This window comes from Streptomyces sp. NPDC059247 (genome assembly GCF_042754005.1).
In the GTDB taxonomy this organism is placed as follows: domain Bacteria; phylum Actinomycetota; class Actinomycetes; order Streptomycetales; family Streptomycetaceae; genus Streptomyces.
The window spans coordinates 362,919-379,184 of record NZ_JBHYZW010000001.1; the positions used below are offsets into that span (position 1 = coordinate 362,919).

At 73.2% G+C, this 16,266-nt stretch carries 14 protein-coding genes; 8 read left to right on the top strand and 6 right to left on the bottom strand.

Annotated features, from left to right (window positions below; all coding sequences use genetic code 11):
• Positions 1 to 681 precede the first annotated feature (681 nt).
• Both ACFXGN_RS01610 and ACFXGN_RS01615 read right to left on the bottom strand, forming a co-directional pair.
• On the bottom strand, positions 682 to 3,171 hold the full coding sequence (locus tag ACFXGN_RS01610) for a Tex family protein (protein WP_384851899.1): 2,490 nt from the start codon (positions 3,169 to 3,171) through the stop codon (positions 682 to 684).
• Positions 3,172 to 3,287: 116 nt separating this feature from the next.
• Entirely contained in the window at positions 3,288 to 4,154 is an 867-nt protein-coding gene (locus ACFXGN_RS01615) for a hypothetical protein (protein ID WP_384851902.1), read from the bottom strand.
• A 140-nt stretch (positions 4,155 to 4,294) separates the two neighbouring features.
• Between ACFXGN_RS01615 and ACFXGN_RS01620 the strand changes: the two genes are divergently transcribed.
• On the top strand, positions 4,295 to 5,266 hold the full coding sequence (locus ACFXGN_RS01620; protein WP_384851905.1) for a GlxA family transcriptional regulator: 972 nt from the start codon (positions 4,295 to 4,297) through the stop codon (positions 5,264 to 5,266).
• Between the two features lie 262 nt (positions 5,267 to 5,528).
• Positions 5,529 to 6,173 (top strand): DJ-1/PfpI family protein, encoded by a 645-nt coding sequence (locus ACFXGN_RS01625; RefSeq protein WP_384851908.1) that lies wholly within the window; start codon positions 5,529 to 5,531, stop codon positions 6,171 to 6,173.
• A 9-nt stretch (positions 6,174 to 6,182) separates the two neighbouring features.
• On the opposite strand, the gene ACFXGN_RS01630 is transcribed toward ACFXGN_RS01625, so the two are convergent.
• Complete coding sequence (locus tag ACFXGN_RS01630; protein WP_384851911.1) at positions 6,183 to 6,926, bottom strand: enoyl-CoA hydratase/isomerase family protein; 744 nt, start codon at positions 6,924 to 6,926, stop codon at positions 6,183 to 6,185.
• A 66-nt stretch (positions 6,927 to 6,992) separates the two neighbouring features.
• Between ACFXGN_RS01630 and ACFXGN_RS01635 the strand changes: the two genes are divergently transcribed.
• The gene (locus tag ACFXGN_RS01635; RefSeq protein WP_384851913.1) at positions 6,993 to 7,697 is read left to right on the top strand and encodes an HdeD family acid-resistance protein; all 705 of its coding nucleotides are present in this window, start codon (positions 6,993 to 6,995) and stop codon (positions 7,695 to 7,697) included.
• Positions 7,698 to 7,827: 130 nt separating this feature from the next.
• Positions 7,828 to 8,349, top strand: coding sequence for an ATP-binding protein (locus ACFXGN_RS01640; RefSeq protein WP_384853089.1), 522 nt, complete (start codon positions 7,828 to 7,830; stop codon positions 8,347 to 8,349).
• On the opposite strand, the gene idi is transcribed toward ACFXGN_RS01640, so the two are convergent.
• The 3 genes from idi to ACFXGN_RS01655 form a co-directional block, all read right to left on the bottom strand.
• Complete coding sequence (idi, locus tag ACFXGN_RS01645) at positions 8,315 to 8,935, bottom strand: isopentenyl-diphosphate Delta-isomerase (protein ID WP_384851916.1); 621 nt, start codon at positions 8,933 to 8,935, stop codon at positions 8,315 to 8,317. The genes ACFXGN_RS01640 and idi overlap by 35 nt on opposite strands.
• A 153-nt stretch (positions 8,936 to 9,088) precedes the next feature.
• Positions 9,089 to 10,333 (bottom strand): GNAT family N-acetyltransferase, encoded by a 1,245-nt coding sequence (locus ACFXGN_RS01650; protein WP_384851919.1) that lies wholly within the window; start codon positions 10,331 to 10,333, stop codon positions 9,089 to 9,091.
• A gap of 236 nt (positions 10,334 to 10,569) precedes the next feature.
• Positions 10,570 to 11,511, bottom strand: coding sequence for a cation diffusion facilitator family transporter (locus tag ACFXGN_RS01655; RefSeq protein WP_384851921.1), 942 nt, complete (start codon positions 11,509 to 11,511; stop codon positions 10,570 to 10,572).
• 416 nt (positions 11,512 to 11,927) lie between these two features.
• On the opposite strand from ACFXGN_RS01655, the gene ACFXGN_RS01660 reads away from it, so the two are divergent.
• Genes ACFXGN_RS01660 through ACFXGN_RS01675 form a run of 4 tightly spaced genes read left to right on the top strand, consistent with a single transcriptional unit; the run spans position 11,928 to position 16,258 of the window.
• A complete protein-coding gene (locus tag ACFXGN_RS01660) occupies positions 11,928 to 13,718 on the top strand; it encodes a DUF5941 domain-containing protein (protein WP_384853091.1) in 1,791 nt (596 codons plus the stop codon).
• A complete protein-coding gene (locus ACFXGN_RS01665; protein ID WP_384851924.1) occupies positions 13,715 to 14,452 on the top strand; it encodes a sugar phosphate nucleotidyltransferase in 738 nt (245 codons plus the stop codon). The genes ACFXGN_RS01660 and ACFXGN_RS01665 overlap by 4 nt, the downstream gene beginning before the upstream one ends.
• Positions 14,440 to 15,501, top strand: coding sequence for an iron-containing alcohol dehydrogenase family protein (locus ACFXGN_RS01670; RefSeq protein WP_384851926.1), 1,062 nt, complete (start codon positions 14,440 to 14,442; stop codon positions 15,499 to 15,501). Before ACFXGN_RS01665 ends, ACFXGN_RS01670 begins: the two co-directional genes overlap by 13 nt.
• On the top strand, positions 15,479 to 16,258 hold the full coding sequence (locus ACFXGN_RS01675) for a CDP-alcohol phosphatidyltransferase family protein (RefSeq protein ID WP_384851928.1): 780 nt from the start codon (positions 15,479 to 15,481) through the stop codon (positions 16,256 to 16,258). The genes ACFXGN_RS01670 and ACFXGN_RS01675 overlap by 23 nt, the downstream gene beginning before the upstream one ends.
• The last annotated feature ends 8 nt before the right edge of the window (positions 16,259 to 16,266 follow it).

Consider the following 16,266-nt stretch of genomic DNA (forward strand, 5'->3'; position numbering starts at 1 on the left):
GCGTCCCGTCGGCCGCGCGGGACGATCTCCCGGCGGCGCCGGGCCCCGAGAACCGGGCACGACCGACCGGACAGGCCCTGGTGGCCGCCCGGCCGGGCAGGCGGACCGGCCCGGAGCACGACGCCCGCGTCACCCGGCCGCTGTGTCGCGGGAACACCCGGGCGGTTCCGCCACGAGGGAGACTCGGCACCTCACACCCGTACGCCCCGAACCTCGGGCCCTCATGAACCGGTGTGTGGTGCTCGTACGGTCGGCGCCTGGGGCCTATACGTCCCGTACCTCGCATCCGTACGCCCAGCACCTGGGGCCCGCATGGATCCGTGCGTGGTGCCCGTACGCATCGGTGCCCCGGGCCCGTACGCTCCGGCACCTCGCGTCCGTGCGTGGCGCCCGTACGCGTCTGGCTCGCGGTGCTCATGAGGACCGGGCCGTGATGCTCGTACGGCGCCGGGCAGGGGTGCTCGTACGGACCGGCAGAGGTGCGGCGCGGTGCTCGTACGTGTCGCGGACCGTGGTCGCTCGCGCGGACCCGGCGCGTGGCACTCGTACGGAGCCGGTCCGTGGCCGCTCGTCCGGAGTCGGGCCGTGGCTCGCTCACGCCCGCCCGGACCGTGTGCTCACGCGGACCGGACAGTGGCGCCCCCCGCCCCCGGGGCAGACGGCGCCACTCTCCGGGCGTCCTCAGCGGCGCTTGCCGCCGCCCTCGCCCAGGAGGCCCGCCTTGCGCAGGGCGTCGGCCATCGCGCTGTTCGCGGGCGCGGGCGCGCCGGAGCGCTCCCGCCCGCCCTGACCGGCCTGACCGCCCTGGGCACCCCGGCCGCCTTGACCGCCCTGGCCGCTCTGAGCACCCCGGCCGCCCTGGCCGCCGCGCTCGGACCGGCGGCCACCGTCACCGCCCCCGCCGCCCTGCCGCTGCTGCGGCGGACGGCCGGAACGGTCGCCCTGTCCCTGACCGCCCCGCTCGCGCCGCGCCCCGCCCTCGGGAGCCTCGGCGCCCACCTGGTCGTCCAGGCGCAGCGTCAGCGAGATCCGCTTGCGCGGGACGTCCACGTCGAGCACCTTGACCTTGACCACGTCACCGGGCTTGACCACGTCACGCGGGTCCTTGACGAAGGTCTTCGACATCGCCGAGACGTGCACCAGACCGTCCTGGTGCACACCGATGTCCACGAACGCCCCGAAGGCGGCGGCGTTGGTGACGACCCCCTCCAGGACCATGCCCGGCTCCAGGTCGCCGATCTTCTCGACGCCGTCCTTGAAGGTGGCGGTGCGGAACGCCGGTCGCGGGTCGCGGCCCGGCTTCTCCAGCTCGCGCAGGATATCCGAGACCGTCGGCAGGCCGAAGGTCTCGTCGACGAAGTCACCGGCCCGCAGCGAGCGCAGCCGGGACGTGTCACCGATGAGCGCGGCGACCTCGCCGCCCGCCGCCTTCACCATCCGGCGCACCACCGGGTACGCCTCCGGGTGCACCGACGAGCCGTCCAGCGGGTCGTCCCCGCCCCGGATGCGCAGGAATCCCGCACACTGCTCGTACGCCTTCGGGCCGAGCCTGGCCACGTCCTTGAGCGCCCGGCGGGAACGGAAGGGACCGTTGGCGTCCCGGTGCGCCACGATGTTCTCCGCGAGGCCGGAGCTGATGCCCGAGACCCGGCGGAGCAGGGGCGCGGAGGCGGTGTTGACGTCCACGCCGACCCCGTTCACACAGTCCTCGACGACCGCGTCGAGCGAGCGCGAGAGCTTCACCTCGGCCAGGTCGTGCTGGTACTGGCCGACGCCGATGGACTTCGGGTCGATCTTCACCAGCTCGGCCAGCGGGTCCTGGAGCCGCCGCGCGATGGAGACGGCGCCGCGCAACGACACGTCCATGCCCGGGAGTTCCTGCGAGGCGAAGGCGGAAGCGGAGTAGACCGAGGCGCCCGCCTCCGAGACCATCACCTTGGTCAGGTTCAGCTCGGGGTGCTTCGCCAGGAGTTCGGCCGCCAGCCTGTCGGTCTCGCGGGAGGCCGTGCCGTTGCCGATGGCGACCAGCTCGACCGCGTGCTCCTTCGCGAGGCGCGCCAGCCGCTCCAGGGCCTGGTCCCACTTGTTGGCGGGTACGTGCGGATGGATCGTGTCCGTGGCCACGACCTTGCCGGTCGCGTCGACCACGGCGACCTTCACACCGGTACGGAAACCGGGGTCCAGGCCCAGCGTCGCCCGGGTGCCCGCCGGGGCGGCGAGCAGCAGGTCGCGCAGGTTCGCCGCGAAGACCCGGACCGCCTCGTCCTCGGCGGCCGTCCGCAGCCGCAGCCGCAGGTCGATCCCCAGATGGACCTGGATACGGGTCCGCCAGGCCCAGCGGACCGTGTCCTGGAGCCACTTGTCGCCGGGGCGCCCCCGGTCGGCGACGCCGAAGCGCCCCGCGACGATCCCCTCGTACGAAGAGGGCCCGGGGGTCTCCGAGGGCTCCTCCGGCTCCAGTTCGAGGGCGAGGACGTCCTCCTTCTCGCCGCGCAGCATGGCGAGCACCCGGTGCGAGGGCAGTGCGGTGAACGGCTCCGTGACGTCGAAGTAGTCGGCGAACTTGGCGCCCGCCTCCTCCTGGCCCGCGCGGACCTTCGCCACCAGCCGGCCCCGGCCCCACATGCGCTCGCGCAGCTCCCCGATGAGGTCGGCGTCCTCGGAGAGCTTCTCGGCGAGGATCGCCCGCGCGCCCTCCAGGGCGGCCGGGGCGTCCGCGACGCCCTTGTCCGCGTCGACGAAGCCCGCCGCCGCGGCGGCGGGCTCCACCGAGGGATCGGCGAGCAGCCCCTCGGCCAGCGGCGCGAGCCCCGCCTCACGGGCGATCTGCGCCTTCGTCCGCCGCTTGGGCTTGAACGGCAGATAGATGTCCTCCAGGCGCGCCTTGGTGTCGGCGGCCCGGATCGCGGCCTCCAGCGGCTCGGTCAGCCTGCCCTGCTCGCGCACCGAGTCCAGGACCGCCGACCTGCGGTCCTCCAGTTCGCGCAGATAGCGCAGCCGCTCCTCCAGGGTGCGCAGCTGCGTGTCGTCGAGCGTCTCGGTCGCTTCCTTGCGGTAACGCGCGATGAACGGCACGGTCGAACCGCCGTCGAGCAGCTCGACGGCTGCTTTCACCTGTCGCTCGCGTACGCCGAGTTCCTCGGCGATCCTTGCTTCGATGGACGTCGTCACGGTGTCCCGACTCGCCTTCTCGTGCCTCAAGCTTGCGAGTGCATTCTGCCGGGTCGGTCACCCGTATGCGGTAACCGACCCGTTCCGCGCGCGTCCCCGGCGGCTCCCGGCCCGGCTCAGTCCTTGCCGATGAGGTCCGGCGGGAAGGCACCGGCACCGGCCGCCGTGACCAGGAAACCGCGCCCCAGCTCGGTCAGCCGCTCGACCCCGGCGGCGCCCAGGTGCTCGTAGGGGGCGGAGTCCAGGCGGTCCGTGTGGTCCTCCAGGTCGGCGCGCAGCGCCGTCCCCGACTCCGTCAGTTCGCCGTCGGCGTCGAGCAGCCCGCGCCCGCGCAGCCGCTCCGCCGCCGCGTCCCAGTCGGCCCGCCGCCAGCCCCGGGAACCGAGGAACCAGCGCGGGGTCATGCCCTTGCCGGTGGCGGTGTGGGAGACGAGCGCCTCGACGGGGTCGAGCCCGGCGAAGAGCAGGGCCGCGAGGTGACCGTCGCCCCGGTGCTCGCGCAGCAGACCCGCGGCGTGCCAGTAGGCGAGGTGCGGTTCCCCGGGCACCGGCAGGTCCGCGTGTGCCGAGTACAGCGGCCGGGCGTGCCGGGTGCAGGCCTCGGTGGCGCGCAGGGCGAGCCGCGCGGCCTCGGCCATCTCAGGGGAGGCGACGGTCTCCTCGCCGAGCAGGCGGCGCAGGGTGGTGTCGGCGGCGCGCAGCCGCGCGGCCAGCACCTCGGCGGGGGAGGCGGTCTCCCAGACGGCGGGGAGGTGCCGGGCGAGCAGCTCGTGGCTGTAGTTGTAGAAGGTGGCGGCGACGGTCCCGGCGCCCACCGCGCCCAGCGCGGCGCTGCGCAGGGCGAGCCGGGCCGCGCTCTGGTCGGTGATGCCGAGGGCCGCGAACTCGCGGTCCAGGTCGGGGGAGAAGAACAGCGAGGAGTGCAGCGGGTTGAGGGCGTTGTGGCAGCGTCGTCCCGCGCGCGGCGGCAGTTCGGTCGTCATGCCCCGCACATTACCGACTGGTCGGTACGGCGTGAACCGTCGGAAAGGGACACCCGTGCCCGCCGGAGGCGCGGGCGATGGCGGAAAAGGTGGGGTCGGCGTCATTGCGGTCACCCGCGCCCGGCTCCGAGGATGGGGCCATGACGCAGCGACCCGTCCTCGTCGTCCTCTTCGAGGGCGTCCAGAGCCTCGACGTCACCGGCCCCTTCGAGGTGTTCGCCGGTGCCGGCCGGGCCACTGGCGACCCCTCCGCTTACCCCCTGCGCACCGCCTCCCTGGACGGCGGACCGGTCCGCACCCAGAGCGGTCTGCGCCTGCTGCCCGACACCACCCTCGCCGAGGCGGTCGCCGACGGACCCCCGCACACCCTCGTGGTCCCCGGCGGCGAGGGCACCCGCACCCCCGAACCTGCGCTCGTCGACTGGCTGCGGGAGCACGCCCCGGACGCCGGGCGGCTGGTCTCGGTCTGCACCGGGGCGCTGCTCCTCGCCGGGGCGGGACTCCTCGACGGACACCGGGTGACCACCCACTGGTACGCCTGCGAGCAGCTCGCCCGGGAGTACCCCCGGGTCGAGGTGGACCCGGACCCGATCTTCGTACGGGACGGGCGGCTCTCCACCTCCGCCGGGGTCACGGCCGGAATCGATCTGGCGCTGGCCCTCGTCGAGGAGGACCTCGGCCGGGACGTGGCCCTCGCCGTCGCCCGCCATCTGGTCGTCTTTCTGCGCCGCCCCGGCAACCAGGCCCAGTTCAGCGTCCAGTTGGCCGCCCAGACCGCCCATCGGGAGCCGCTGCGGGACCTCCAGCAGTGGATCACCGAGCACCCGGGCGACGATCTGTCCGTGGAGCGGCTCGCGGCCCGCGCCCGGCTGTCGCCCCGGCACTTCGCGCGCGCCTTCCGGGCGGAGACCGGTACGAGCCCCGGCCGTTACGTCGACCGGGTCCGCCTCGAACACGCCCGGCGCCTCCTGGAGGAGACCACGCGCGGGGTCGAGGAGGTCGCCCGCGCCTCCGGCTACGGCACCTCCGAGGCGATGCGCCGCGCCTTCACCAAGGCCCTGGGCACCGCCCCGGCCGACTACCGCCGCCGCTTCCACGCCCCGCTCGCCTGAACCCCGACCCACCTGAGCCACCAAGTGCCCGCGCCCGACCGCCCGCACCGACCCACCGCACCGACCGGTCCACCGGCCGTGAGCGCCACCACCCCTCCCGCGCCGGCCCCACCGGCCAGGCGGTCGCGGGGGCACACCGACACCCCGCGGCCGACCCCGTCGGCAGGACGGTCGCGGGGGCACCGCCCGCACCGCGACCGATCCCGGGCCCCGGCCGACCCGGCCCCGGCCCGTTCCACCCGACCCGTCCGAAGGGACTCCCATGCAGATCGCGATCCTGCTCTACCCCGGCTTCACCGCGCTCGACGCCGTCGGCCCGTACGAGATGCTCGCCCGGCTGCCCGGCACCGAGACCGTCTTCGTGGCCAAGGAGACCGGACCTGTCCGGGGCGACCAGGGCAGCCTCGCCCTGGTCGCGGACCGGACGCTCGCCGAGGTCCCGCGCCCGGGCATCGTCCTCGTCCCCGGTGGCCCCGAGACCCGGGAGACCATGGACGACCCGGAGATCCGGGCGTGGCTGCGGACCGCCGACGAGACCAGCACCTGGACCACCTCGGTCTGCACCGGCTCCCTGATCCTCGCCGCCGCCGGTCTCCTCACCGGCCGCCGGGCCACCACCCACTGGCTGGCGTACGAGGAGCTGAGGGCGCTGGGCGTCGAGCCCACCGGCGAGCGGGTCGTCTTCGACGGCAAGTACGTCACCGCCGCGGGCGTCTCCTCCGGCATCGACATGGGGCTGCACCTGGTCGGCCGGATCGCCGGGGACGAGACCGCGCAGACCGTCCAGCTCCTCACCGAGTACGACCCGCAGCCCCCGTACGACGCGGGCTCGCCGGACAAGGCACCGGCGGAGATCGTCGCCAAGTGGCGGGGCGAGCAGGCGGCGAGCCTGGCCACGGAGGGCTGACCCCGCCGCTCAGCGCCCGTAGGTGAAGCGGGGCGCGCGGCGCTCCAGGAAGGCGGCGACCCCCTCGGCGGTGTCGCCGCTGCCCCGCTCCCGCTCCGCCCAGTGGGCCTCCCGGTCCGGGCGGCCGTCGACGAACTCCTTGGCCGCCGCCTGGGTCAGCAGCGAACGGGAGGCCAGCGTCCGGGCGAACGCGGCCACCCGCGCGTCGAGCGCGCCCACCGGGTGCAGTTCGTCCACGAACCCGGTCCGCAGGGCCCGCTCCCCGTCGATCAACTCGCCCGAGAACAGAAGGAACTTGGCGGTCGAGGGGCCCACCAGGGCGGCCAGCCTGCGGGTGGAGGAGGCCGGGTAGACGATGCCGAGCTTCGCCGGGGTGATCCCGAAGCGGGCGCCCTCCTCGGCGAAGCGCAGGTCGCAGGCGGTCGCGAGCTGACCGCCGCCGCCGACGCAGAAACCCCGGACGGCCGCGAGGGTCGGCCGGGGGAAGGCGGCGAGCGCCTCCTCGGCGCGCACGGCGAGCGTCCGCTGCTCGTCGCCGGGCTCCCGGAGCCCCGTGATGTCGGCCCCGGCGCAGAAGGTGTCGCCCTCACCGGTGAGGACGAGCACCCGGACGGCGGGGTCGGCGGCGAGCCGGTCCAGCACACCGGGGAGCGCGCGCCACATGTCCGGGGTCATCGCGTTGCGCCTGGCGGGGTGGGAGATGACGACGGTGGCGATGCCGTCCGTGACGCTGTCCCTCAGCTGCGGCTCCATGGGCCGGATGCTATCCGCCGGACCCGAACGTACGATCAGGAAGGGGCCGTCCCGAGGAGGCACCGCATGGCCGAGGACGCCCGGAAGAGGTCCGGGGAGCGTGATCCCGTCCAGGAGATGGCCCGTGAGGGCAAGCGGCTGCACCGTGACTTCGGCTGGCTCGCCGCGCTCGGCGTCCTGCTGGTGATCGGCGGTGCCGTCGGTCTGGTCTACACGGGCGTCGCCACCCTCACCTCGATGCTGCTCTTCGGCTGGCTGCTCCTGATCGGCGGTGTGGTGGGCCTGCTCCAGGCGGTCCAGTCACGGGGCACCAGCTACTTCTGGCTCGCCGCGGTGGTCGCCGCCCTGAACATCGCGGCCGGTGTCGTGGTGATCAAGCATCCGGAGGGCTCGGCGGAGGCGCTGACGATGTTCGCCGCGCTGCTGTTCCTGACCGGCGGGCTCTTCCGCCTGGTGGGAAGCGTGGTGGTGCGGGGACCGCAGTTCGGCTGGACCCTGCTCCAGGGCGCGTTCGGACTGCTCCTGGGCCTTCTCGTACTGTTCGACTGGCCGTCCAGCAGCCGGTACGTCCTGGGGTTCTTCTTCTCGCTCGCGCTGCTCTTCGACGGCCTCGGCCTGATCGCGATCGGAGTGGGCGGGCGGAGCATCGTGAGCATGGTGACACCGGCGCACGACCCGACTGCGGGCCCGACTGCGGACCCGGTTCGGGACCCGGCTGAGGGCACTCCGCCCGAGATGACAGAAAGCGCACCCGATCAGTCGAACAACTGACACGGGCATACGCACCCGATCAGAAGGCAGCCGATAAGTATCGACTTCTGGTCAGTAGGGTGGTCCGCCTCCGCGTATTGCCAAGACTCGATCCGTGGCGAGAATCGAGCACGAGGGTGGAAACCGGACCGTGGGGAACCACGGAGGCGTTCCCGCCCGGCAACCGTCCTACGAAGGGGTCTGGCGCTTCACCGCTGCCGCGGTCGACGTCTCCGTCCCGCAGGCCCGGCACGCCGTGCGCGACCTGTTGGTCCGCCAGGGCGTACCGCTCCATGAGGAGATCATGGACGGCCTGCTCCTGATCGTCTCCGAGCTGGTCACCAACGCCGTACGGCACGCGGCGCTGCTCTCCCCGCAGATAGCGGTGGAGGTGGCCATCGGCCCCGAGTGGATCAGGGTGTCCGTCGAGGACGATCATCCGTACCGCCCCAAGGCCCTGGAGGCGGACTACGGGCAGACCGGAGGCCGAGGTCTGCTGCTGGTCCGGGAGATCGCGCAGGAGGCCGGCGGCACCTGCGACGTCGAGCACACCGCGACCGGCGGGAAGACCATCTGGGCGGCGCTGCCCCTGGCTCCGATGGCACCGGGGCCGGGGGCAGCGCTCGGGCGTCCGGCGGTCACCAGCCCCCGGACGGACCCGTCAGCTCCCTGACGGCCGGGCGGGCCGCGTCGAGCACCGTCATGAACCAGGCGGAGAACGGTGCCTCGGCGTGCCGCTCGGCCAGTTCCCCGGCGGTGACGAAGGCGGTGTCCTCGATCTCCTCCGGGTCGGGGACCGGAGAGGCCTGCACGAGGCCGACGAAGAGGTGGTTGAACTCCTGCTCCACCAGGCCCGAGGCCGGGTCCGGGTGGTTGTAGCGGACGGTGCCCGCCTCCGCGAGCAGCGTCGGGGAGACGCCGAGCTCCTCGAAGGTGCGCCGGGCGGCGGCGGCGAACGGCGCCTCGCCCGGGTAGGGGTGGCCGCAGCAGGTGTTCGACCACACACCGGGGGAGTGGTACTTGCCGAGCGCCCGTCGCTGGAGCAGCAGCCGCCCCGACTCGTCGAAGAGGAAGACGGAGAAGGCGCGGTGGAGCTGTCCGGGCGCCTGGTGGGCGGCGAGCTTCTCGGCCGTGCCGATGGTCGTCCCGTCCTCGTCGACCAGTTCGAGCATGATCGGCGCCGGGGCTCCGGACGGCTGGACACCGTTCGACGCGATCTCCGGCGAGATCTGTGCCGCGGTGGCTGGTGTGGTCGGCATACCCATCCTTCGCTTCGGTCCTCCGCCCCGATGGGGCCCGCTCAGTCTGCCGTACAAAAGCGGCTTGTCCGTACTTCGACGGCCGGACGTGGCCGCTCCCGCCGCACCGGGAGTGACCCCGGTGCGGCGGGAGCGGGAGGCTCCGAGGGGTCCCTACACCCCGAAAGCCGCCGGATAAGTGATCGTGCCGGACGGAACGGGCATCGAATCGTCGAGGACGAGCGCCATCATCGCCTCGTCCGGCACCTCGAAACCTGGCCGGATTCCATACTCAGACGCACGTACGAAACCGAACCGCGGGTAGTACTCCGGATGGCCCAGTACGAGCACCAGCCGTTCCCCGCGCAGCCTGGCCGCGTCGAGCACCGCCCGGACGACGGCCTGTCCGGCCCCCGTCCGCTGGTACCCGGGAGTCACCGAGACCGGTGCGAGCGCCGCCGCCGGGGCGCCGCCCACCCGGCAGCGGGTGATCAGGGCGTGGGCGGCGACCGAACCGTCCGGTGCCTCGGCCACGTAGGAGAGCTCCGGCAGCCAGGCGTCGGGGTCCCGGCGGAGCGCGTCGACCAGATCGGCCTCGTCCGTCGAGCCGAAGGCCGCCGCGGTGATCTCCCGCACCTCCCCGGCCTCGTCGTCCCGCTCGGGGCGGACCGGCCAGCGCGGGTCCACGGGCCGCAGGACGAAGCCCGCGTACCCGTACGAGGTGCCGTGCTCGCGGCGCAGGGCGATCTCGGCACGCGCGCCCGCGACCGCCTCCGCCATGCCGGGGACCGTGGTGTCGGCGGCGTCGGCGCGGGCGGCGAGCGGTCCGTAGTACGCCTCCCAGTCGCTCTCCGGCTGGGTGAAGGAGCCGAGGACGTGCCAGCCCGCCCCGATCGCCGCCGCCGCGTTCTCGGCGACGGTGCGGAGCGGGTAGTGCTCCGACCAGAAGGCGCGGGCCGCCGGGTCGGGATCGGGAGTGGTCCAGACGCATTCGGTCAGGACGAGGGTGCCCCCCGGGGCGAGCAGCCGCCGCCACTCGGCGAGCGCCCGGTCGAAGCCGAGGACGTAGACCGAGCTCTCGGCCCAGACGACGTCGAAGGAGCCGTCGGGGAAGGGCAGGGCGCCCATGTCGGCGCGGACGGTGCGGATCGAGCCGTCGAGACCCCGGGCGACCGCGGTCTCCCGCAGCTCGGCGAGGAACGGCTCGTGCAGGTCCACGGCGGTCACCTCGGCCCCCGTGGAGGCCAGGAGCAGTGCGCCGCGGCCGGGGCCGCAGCCCAGGTCGAGGACGCGCGGACGCTCGGGGAGCGGACCGGCGAGCGAGAGCAGCCGGTGGGTGGTGGTGTCGGAGCCGGGGCCCTGCCGGGGAAGACCGTGGTGCAGGGCGAGGAAGGCGTGGTGCTGGGCGTTGTCGGACAACGTGGAGAACCCTTGGTGTGAGGGTCCCGGCCGACGACGAGACGTACCGGTGGAACCGGAGTCAGGTCAGCCGGAGACCCGGAGGAAGAGGAAGGACCGGGTGCTGCCGCTCGGGGCAGCCTCCATCGCGACGGTCATCAACCTCAGCTCCTCTCTCACACGTACCGGACGACCAGGCTAACAGGCGGCGGGCCGGTGGGCCCGCCGCCCGGATCGCCGCCCGTGGTCACGGGCGGTCACAGGCAGAGCTTGCCCTCGTGCTCCGCGTGCCCGGCCGGCTCCAGCTGGAAGGTGCAGTGCTCCACGTCGAAGTGGGAGCCCAGGCAGCCCTGGAGCGCGTGCAGCATCTTCTCGTGCCCCACCGCGTCCAGCGCCCCCTGGTCCACGACCACGTGCGCCGACAGCACCGGCATTCCCGAGGTGATCGTCCAGGCGTGCAGGTCGTGCACGTCCTCGACGCCCGGCAGGGCCAGGATGTGGGCCCGTACCTCCGCCATGTCCACACCCTTGGGCGCCGCCTCCAGGAGCACGTCCAGCGTCTCCCGCAGCAGCTTGACCGTCCTCGGCACGATCATCAGGCCGATCACGATCGAGGCGATCGGGTCCGCGTACTGCCAGCCCGTCAGCAGGATGACCGAGGCCGCGACGATCACGGTGACCGAACCCAGGGCGTCCGCGAGGACCTCCAGGTACGCCCCGCGCACGTTGAGGCTCTCCTTCTGGCCCCGCATCAGCAGCGACAGCGAGATCACGTTCGCGATCAGACCGACCACCGCGAACGCGATGGCGAGCCCGCCCTTGGTCTCCGCGGGTTCCATGAACCGCTGGATCGCCTCGTACAGCACGTAGCCGCCCACGCCCAGGAGCAGCAGACAGTTGGCCAGCGCCGCCAGGATCTCGGCCCGCGCGAAGCCGAAGGTGCGGTTCCCGGACGGCGGCCGGTTGGCGAAGTGGATGGCGAGCAGCGCCATCGCGAGGCCGACCGCGTCGGTCGCCATGTGGGCCGCGTCCGCGATCAGCGCGAGCGAGTCGGCGAGCACGCCGCCGATGATCTCGACCACCATCACGGACAGTGTGATGCCGAGCGCGATCCGCAGCCGGTTCCGGTAGGCGAGGCCCGCCGTCCCGGTGGGCGCCGGGCCGCCGTGGCTGTGCCCGTGGTCGTGTCCAGCCCCCATCGCATGGCCTCCAGATCATGTGGTCGACAAGTGCACCGATGCGCAAGTGAACTACGGGTGGGGGGTATGCGCAACACGGTACTGAACACCGTTGTCATATGCTCTGACCTGCGACGATGTATTCAGGACGGGGAGTGGCGAGAAGGCGCCGTCCAGGGGTCGGACCCTGCCCCGGGAGCGGGGTTTGTGGGCCGGGCCGCCGATCACCGATGATGATCTACGCAGGACGCGGCGCACCCGTACGCACACGGGTGGGCCCGGGGGCGTCCTGCCCGCGAAGCCTCGGTGAACTCGCGCTCCAGTTCATCCGATAGCCTCAGCCGACGTGTCGCCGCCCGGTGCCGGGCCGCACCGCCGTGTCCGGGGCCGCCATGGGTTCCGCCGGCCCCTCCGTCAGCTCCAAGGAGTGAGTTCGTCTGTCGACCGCCATCCTCACCGGCCCCCCGGCACCCGGCTCCTCGCTCGACGGAGACCTGCGGTCGCTCGGCTTCGACGTCAGGGCCGCCTCCGGTGCCGACGAGGCCGCCGCACTGCTGGCCACCGTCCCCGCGGGTGAACGGGTCGCCCTGGTCGACGCCCGGTTCGTCGGCCACCGCCACGCGCTGCGCCTCGCCCTCACCGACCCCCGGTTCCCCGCCGCCGCCGCACCCGGCGCGCTCACCGCGCAGCCCGGGGCCCGCCCCGCGCTCACCCGCGCCCTGAGCACCGCGACCGTCCACGGCTCCGACGACCTCACCGGCACCCTCGCCGACGCCCTCGACGCCGACGGCGTCGCCGTGCACCGGCCCCAGCTCGGCACCCTGGTCGCCGCCGTCCCCACCGACGCCGAGGCCCGCCACCGGGCCCGTACCGCCGTGGACGCCGTCGACGAGGAAGCCGTCCGGCTCCGCTCCGCCGTCAAGGCCCACGACGGCTTCTTCACCACCTTCTTCATCAGCCCGTACTCCCGCCACATCGCCCGCTGGTGCGCGCGCCGGGGACTGACCCCCAACCAGGTCACCACCGCCTCGCTGCTCACGGCGCTGGTCGCGGCGGGCTGCGCGGCGACCGGCGACCGCGCCGGATACGTCGCGGCGGGCGTCCTGCTCCTCGTCTCCTTCGTCCTCGACTGCGCCGACGGGCAGCTCGCCCGCTACGCGCTCAAGTACTCGACGATGGGCGCCTGGCTCGACGCCACCTTCGACCGCGCCAAGGAGTACGCCTTCTACGCGGGCCTCGCCCTCGGCGCCGCCCGGAACGGCGACGACGTCTGGGCACTGGCGCTCGGCGCGATGGTCCTCATGACCTGCCGGCACGTCGTGGACTTCTCGTTCAACGAGGCCAACCACGACGCCACCGCCAACACCAGCCCCACCGCCGCCCTCTCCGACCGGCTCGACGGCCTCGGCTGGACCGTCTGGGCGCGCCGCATGATCATCCTGCCGATCGGCGAGCGCTGGGCGATGATCGCCGTCCTCACCGCCGTCACCAGCCCCCGGATCGTCTTCTGGGCGCTGATCGTCGGCTGCGCCTTCGGCGCCTGCTACACCACGGCGGGCCGGGTCCTGCGCTCCCTGACCCGCAAGGCGAAGCGCACCGACCGTGCCGCCCAGGCACTGGCCGAACTCGCGGACTCCGGTCCGCTCGCCGGGATCGCGGGCCGCGCCCTGCGCCGTACCGGCATCCTGCTGCTCCCGCCGCTGGTCCTGGGGCTGATCGCCACGGGCGCGCTGCTCGCCGCGGTCCTCGCCCGCCCGTTCGGCGCCACCCAGACGATGGTCGCCGCGGTCTTCTACGCGGTGTTCGCCGGAGCGGCCGTCGCCCGCCCCCTCAAGGGCGCCCTCGACTGGCTCCTCCCGCCGCTCTTCCGCGCCGCCGAGTACACCACCGTCCTCGTGCTCGCGGCCCGCTCCGACTCCCCGGGCGCCCTCCCGGCGGCGTTCGGGCTGGTCGCGGCGGTCGCCTACCATCACTACGACACGGTGTACCGCATCCGCGGCGGCACCGGCGCGCCGCCCGCCTGGCTGGTGCGCGTCACCGGCGGACACGAGGGGCGCACGCTCCTGGTGACCGTCCTCGCCGCCCTGCTGGCGGATCGCGGTGACGACTTCACCCTGGCCCTGACCGCCCTGGCGGTGGCCGTCGCGCTCGTGGTGCTCGTGGAGTCCATCCGCTTCTGGGTCTCCTCCGGAGCACCCGCCGTTCACGACGAAGGAGAAACAGCATGATCGGCCTCGTACTCGCAGCCGGTGCCGGACGGCGACTGCGCCCCTACACCGACACGCTCCCGAAGGCCCTCGTGCCTGTCGACGGCGACACCACGATCCTCGACCTCACCCTGAAGAACTTCGCCGAGATCGGCCTCACCGAGGTCGCGATCGTCGTCGGCTACCGCAAGGAGGCCGTCTACGCCCGCAAGGAGGCCCTGGAGGCCACCTACGGCCTCAGCATCACCCTGGTCGACAACGACAAGGCCGAGGAGTGGAACAACGCCTACTCCCTGTGGTGCGCCCGTGAGGTCCTCAAGCGCGGTGTGATCCTCGCCAACGGCGACACCGTCCACCCCGTCTCCGTCGAGAAGACCCTGCTCGCCGCCCGTGGCGACGGCAAGAAGATCATCCTCGCCCTCGACACGGTGAAGCACCTCGCCGACGAGGAGATGAAGGTCATCACCGCCGAGGGCAAGGGCGTCCAGCGCATCACCAAGCTGATGGACCCGGCGACCGCCACCGGCGAGTACATCGGTGTCACCCTGATCGAGGCCGAGGCCGCCGAGGAGCTGGCCGACGCCCTCAAGGCCACCTTCGAGCGCGACCCCGACCTGTACTACGAGGACGGCTACCAGGAGCTCGTCAACCGCGGCTTCACCGTGGACGTCGAGCCCATCGGGGACGTGAAGTGGGTCGAGATCGACAACCACGACGACCTCACCAAGGGCCGGGAGATCGCGTGCCAGTACTGACCCGGCTGATCCCCTCGCCGGTCGTCGTCGACATCCGCAGGGGAGCGCTGGACGACCTGTCCGCGCTCCTCGCGGACCAGCGGATCTCCAGCAACGGCAAGATCGCCGTCGCCATCAGCGGCGGCTCGGGCCTCAAGCTGCGTGACCACTTCGCCCCCGAGCTGCCCGGCGCCGACTGGTACCCGGTCTCCGGCGGCACCATCGACGAGGCCGTCAAGCTCGCCGACGCCATGCGCGGCAAGCGGTACGACGCCGTGGTCGCCCTCGGCGGCGGCAAGATCATCGACGTGACCAAGTACGCGGCGGCCCGGGTCGGGCTGCCGCTGGTGGCCATCGCCACCAACCTGTCGCACGACGGGATCTGCTCCCCGATCTCCACCCTGGACAACGACAACGGCCGGGGCTCCTACGGGGTGCCCACCCCGATCGCCCTCGTCATCGACCTGGACGTGATCAGGGAAGCCCCGGTGCGCTACGTGCGCTCCGGCATCGGCGACGCGATCTCCAACATCTCCGCCCTCGCCGACTGGGAGCTGTCCCACCGGGTGAACGGGGAGCACGTCGACGGCCTCGCGGCGGCCATGGCCCGCAGCGCGGGCGAAGCGGTGCTCCGCCACCCCGGCGGCGTCGGCGACGACGACTTCCTCGTCACCCTCTCCGAGGGCCTCGTGATGTCCGGCATCGCCATGTCGATCAGCGGGGACAGCCGCCCCTCCTCGGGCGCCTGCCACGAGATCAGCCACGCCTTCGACCTGCTCTTCCCGGCCCGCGCCGCCAGCCACGGCGAGCAGTGCGGACTCGGCGCGGCCTTCGCCATGCACCTGCGCGGCGCCCGTGAGGGCACCGCCCAGATCGTGGAGACCCTGCGCAGGCACGGCCTTCCCGTCCTGCCGCAGGAGATGGGCTTCACCGTGGACGAGTTCGTCCAGGCGGTGTCCTTCGCCCCGCAGACCAGGCCGGGCCGCTTCACCATCCTCGAACACCTCGACCTGTCCGACGACCAGATCAGGGACGCGTACGCCGACTATGCCAAAGCCATCCGTAGCTGAGCTCCGCCCGGTCGTCCACCCGCCGGGTGTGAAGGACCGCCGCAGCGGAGAGCACTGGGGCGGCCGTCTGTACATGCGGGAGATCTCGATCCGGATCACCCGCCGGCTCGTCGGCACCAAGATCACGCCGAACCAGCTGACGTACGTGATGACCCTCGCCGGTGTCCTCGCGGCCCCCGCGCTGCTGGTGCCGGGCATCCCCGGCGCGCTGCTCGGCGCGCTCATGGTCCAGCTCTACCTGCTGCTCGACTGCGTCGACGGCGAGGTGGCCCGCTGGAAGAAGCAGTTCTCGCTCAGCGGCGTGTACCTGGACCGGGTCGGCGCCTATCTGTGCGACGCGGCCGTGCTCGTCGGCTTCGGCCTGCGCGCCGCCGACCTGTGGGGCTCGGGCCGGATCGACTGGCTGTGGGCCTTCCTGGGCACGCTCGCCGCGCTCGGCGCCATCCTGATCAAGGCCGAGACCGACCTCGTCGGCGTGGCCCGGCACCAGGGCGGTCTGCCGCCGGTCAAGGAGTCGGCCTCCGAGCCGCGCTCCTCCGGCATGGCGCTGGCCCGCCGGGCCGCCGGAGCGCTGAAGTTCCACCGGCTGGTCCTCGGCATCGAGGCGTCGCTGCTCATCGTGGCCCTGGCGGTCGCGGACCAGATCCGCGGCGACCTGTTCTTCACCCGGCTCGGCGTGGCCGTGCTCGCCGGGATCGCGCTCCTGCAGACCGTGCTGCACCTGGTGTCCATCATGGTCTCCAGCAGGCTGAAGTGAGGCCCGCC

Excerpts from the sequence above, each read along its gene's own strand:
- ACFXGN_RS01665 (WP_384851924.1), top strand. The coding sequence starts at position 13,715 with ATGATCGGCCTCGTACTCGCAGCCGGTGCCGGACGGCGACTGCGCCCC.
- ACFXGN_RS01675 (WP_384851928.1), top strand. The coding sequence starts at position 15,479 with ATGCCAAAGCCATCCGTAGCTGAGCTCCGCCCGGTCGTCCACCCGCCG.
- ACFXGN_RS01620 (WP_384851905.1), top strand. The coding sequence starts at position 4,295 with ATGACGCAGCGACCCGTCCTCGTCGTCCTCTTCGAGGGCGTCCAGAGC.
- ACFXGN_RS01635 (WP_384851913.1), top strand. The coding sequence starts at position 6,993 with ATGGCCGAGGACGCCCGGAAGAGGTCCGGGGAGCGTGATCCCGTCCAG.
- ACFXGN_RS01625 (WP_384851908.1), top strand. The coding sequence starts at position 5,529 with ATGCAGATCGCGATCCTGCTCTACCCCGGCTTCACCGCGCTCGACGCC.
- ACFXGN_RS01630 (WP_384851911.1), bottom strand. The coding sequence starts at position 6,926 with ATGGAGCCGCAGCTGAGGGACAGCGTCACGGACGGCATCGCCACCGTC.
- ACFXGN_RS01615 (WP_384851902.1), bottom strand. The coding sequence starts at position 4,154 with ATGACGACCGAACTGCCGCCGCGCGCGGGACGACGCTGCCACAACGCC.
- ACFXGN_RS01655 (WP_384851921.1), bottom strand. The coding sequence starts at position 11,511 with ATGGGGGCTGGACACGACCACGGGCACAGCCACGGCGGCCCGGCGCCC.
- idi (WP_384851916.1), bottom strand. The coding sequence starts at position 8,935 with ATGCCGACCACACCAGCCACCGCGGCACAGATCTCGCCGGAGATCGCG.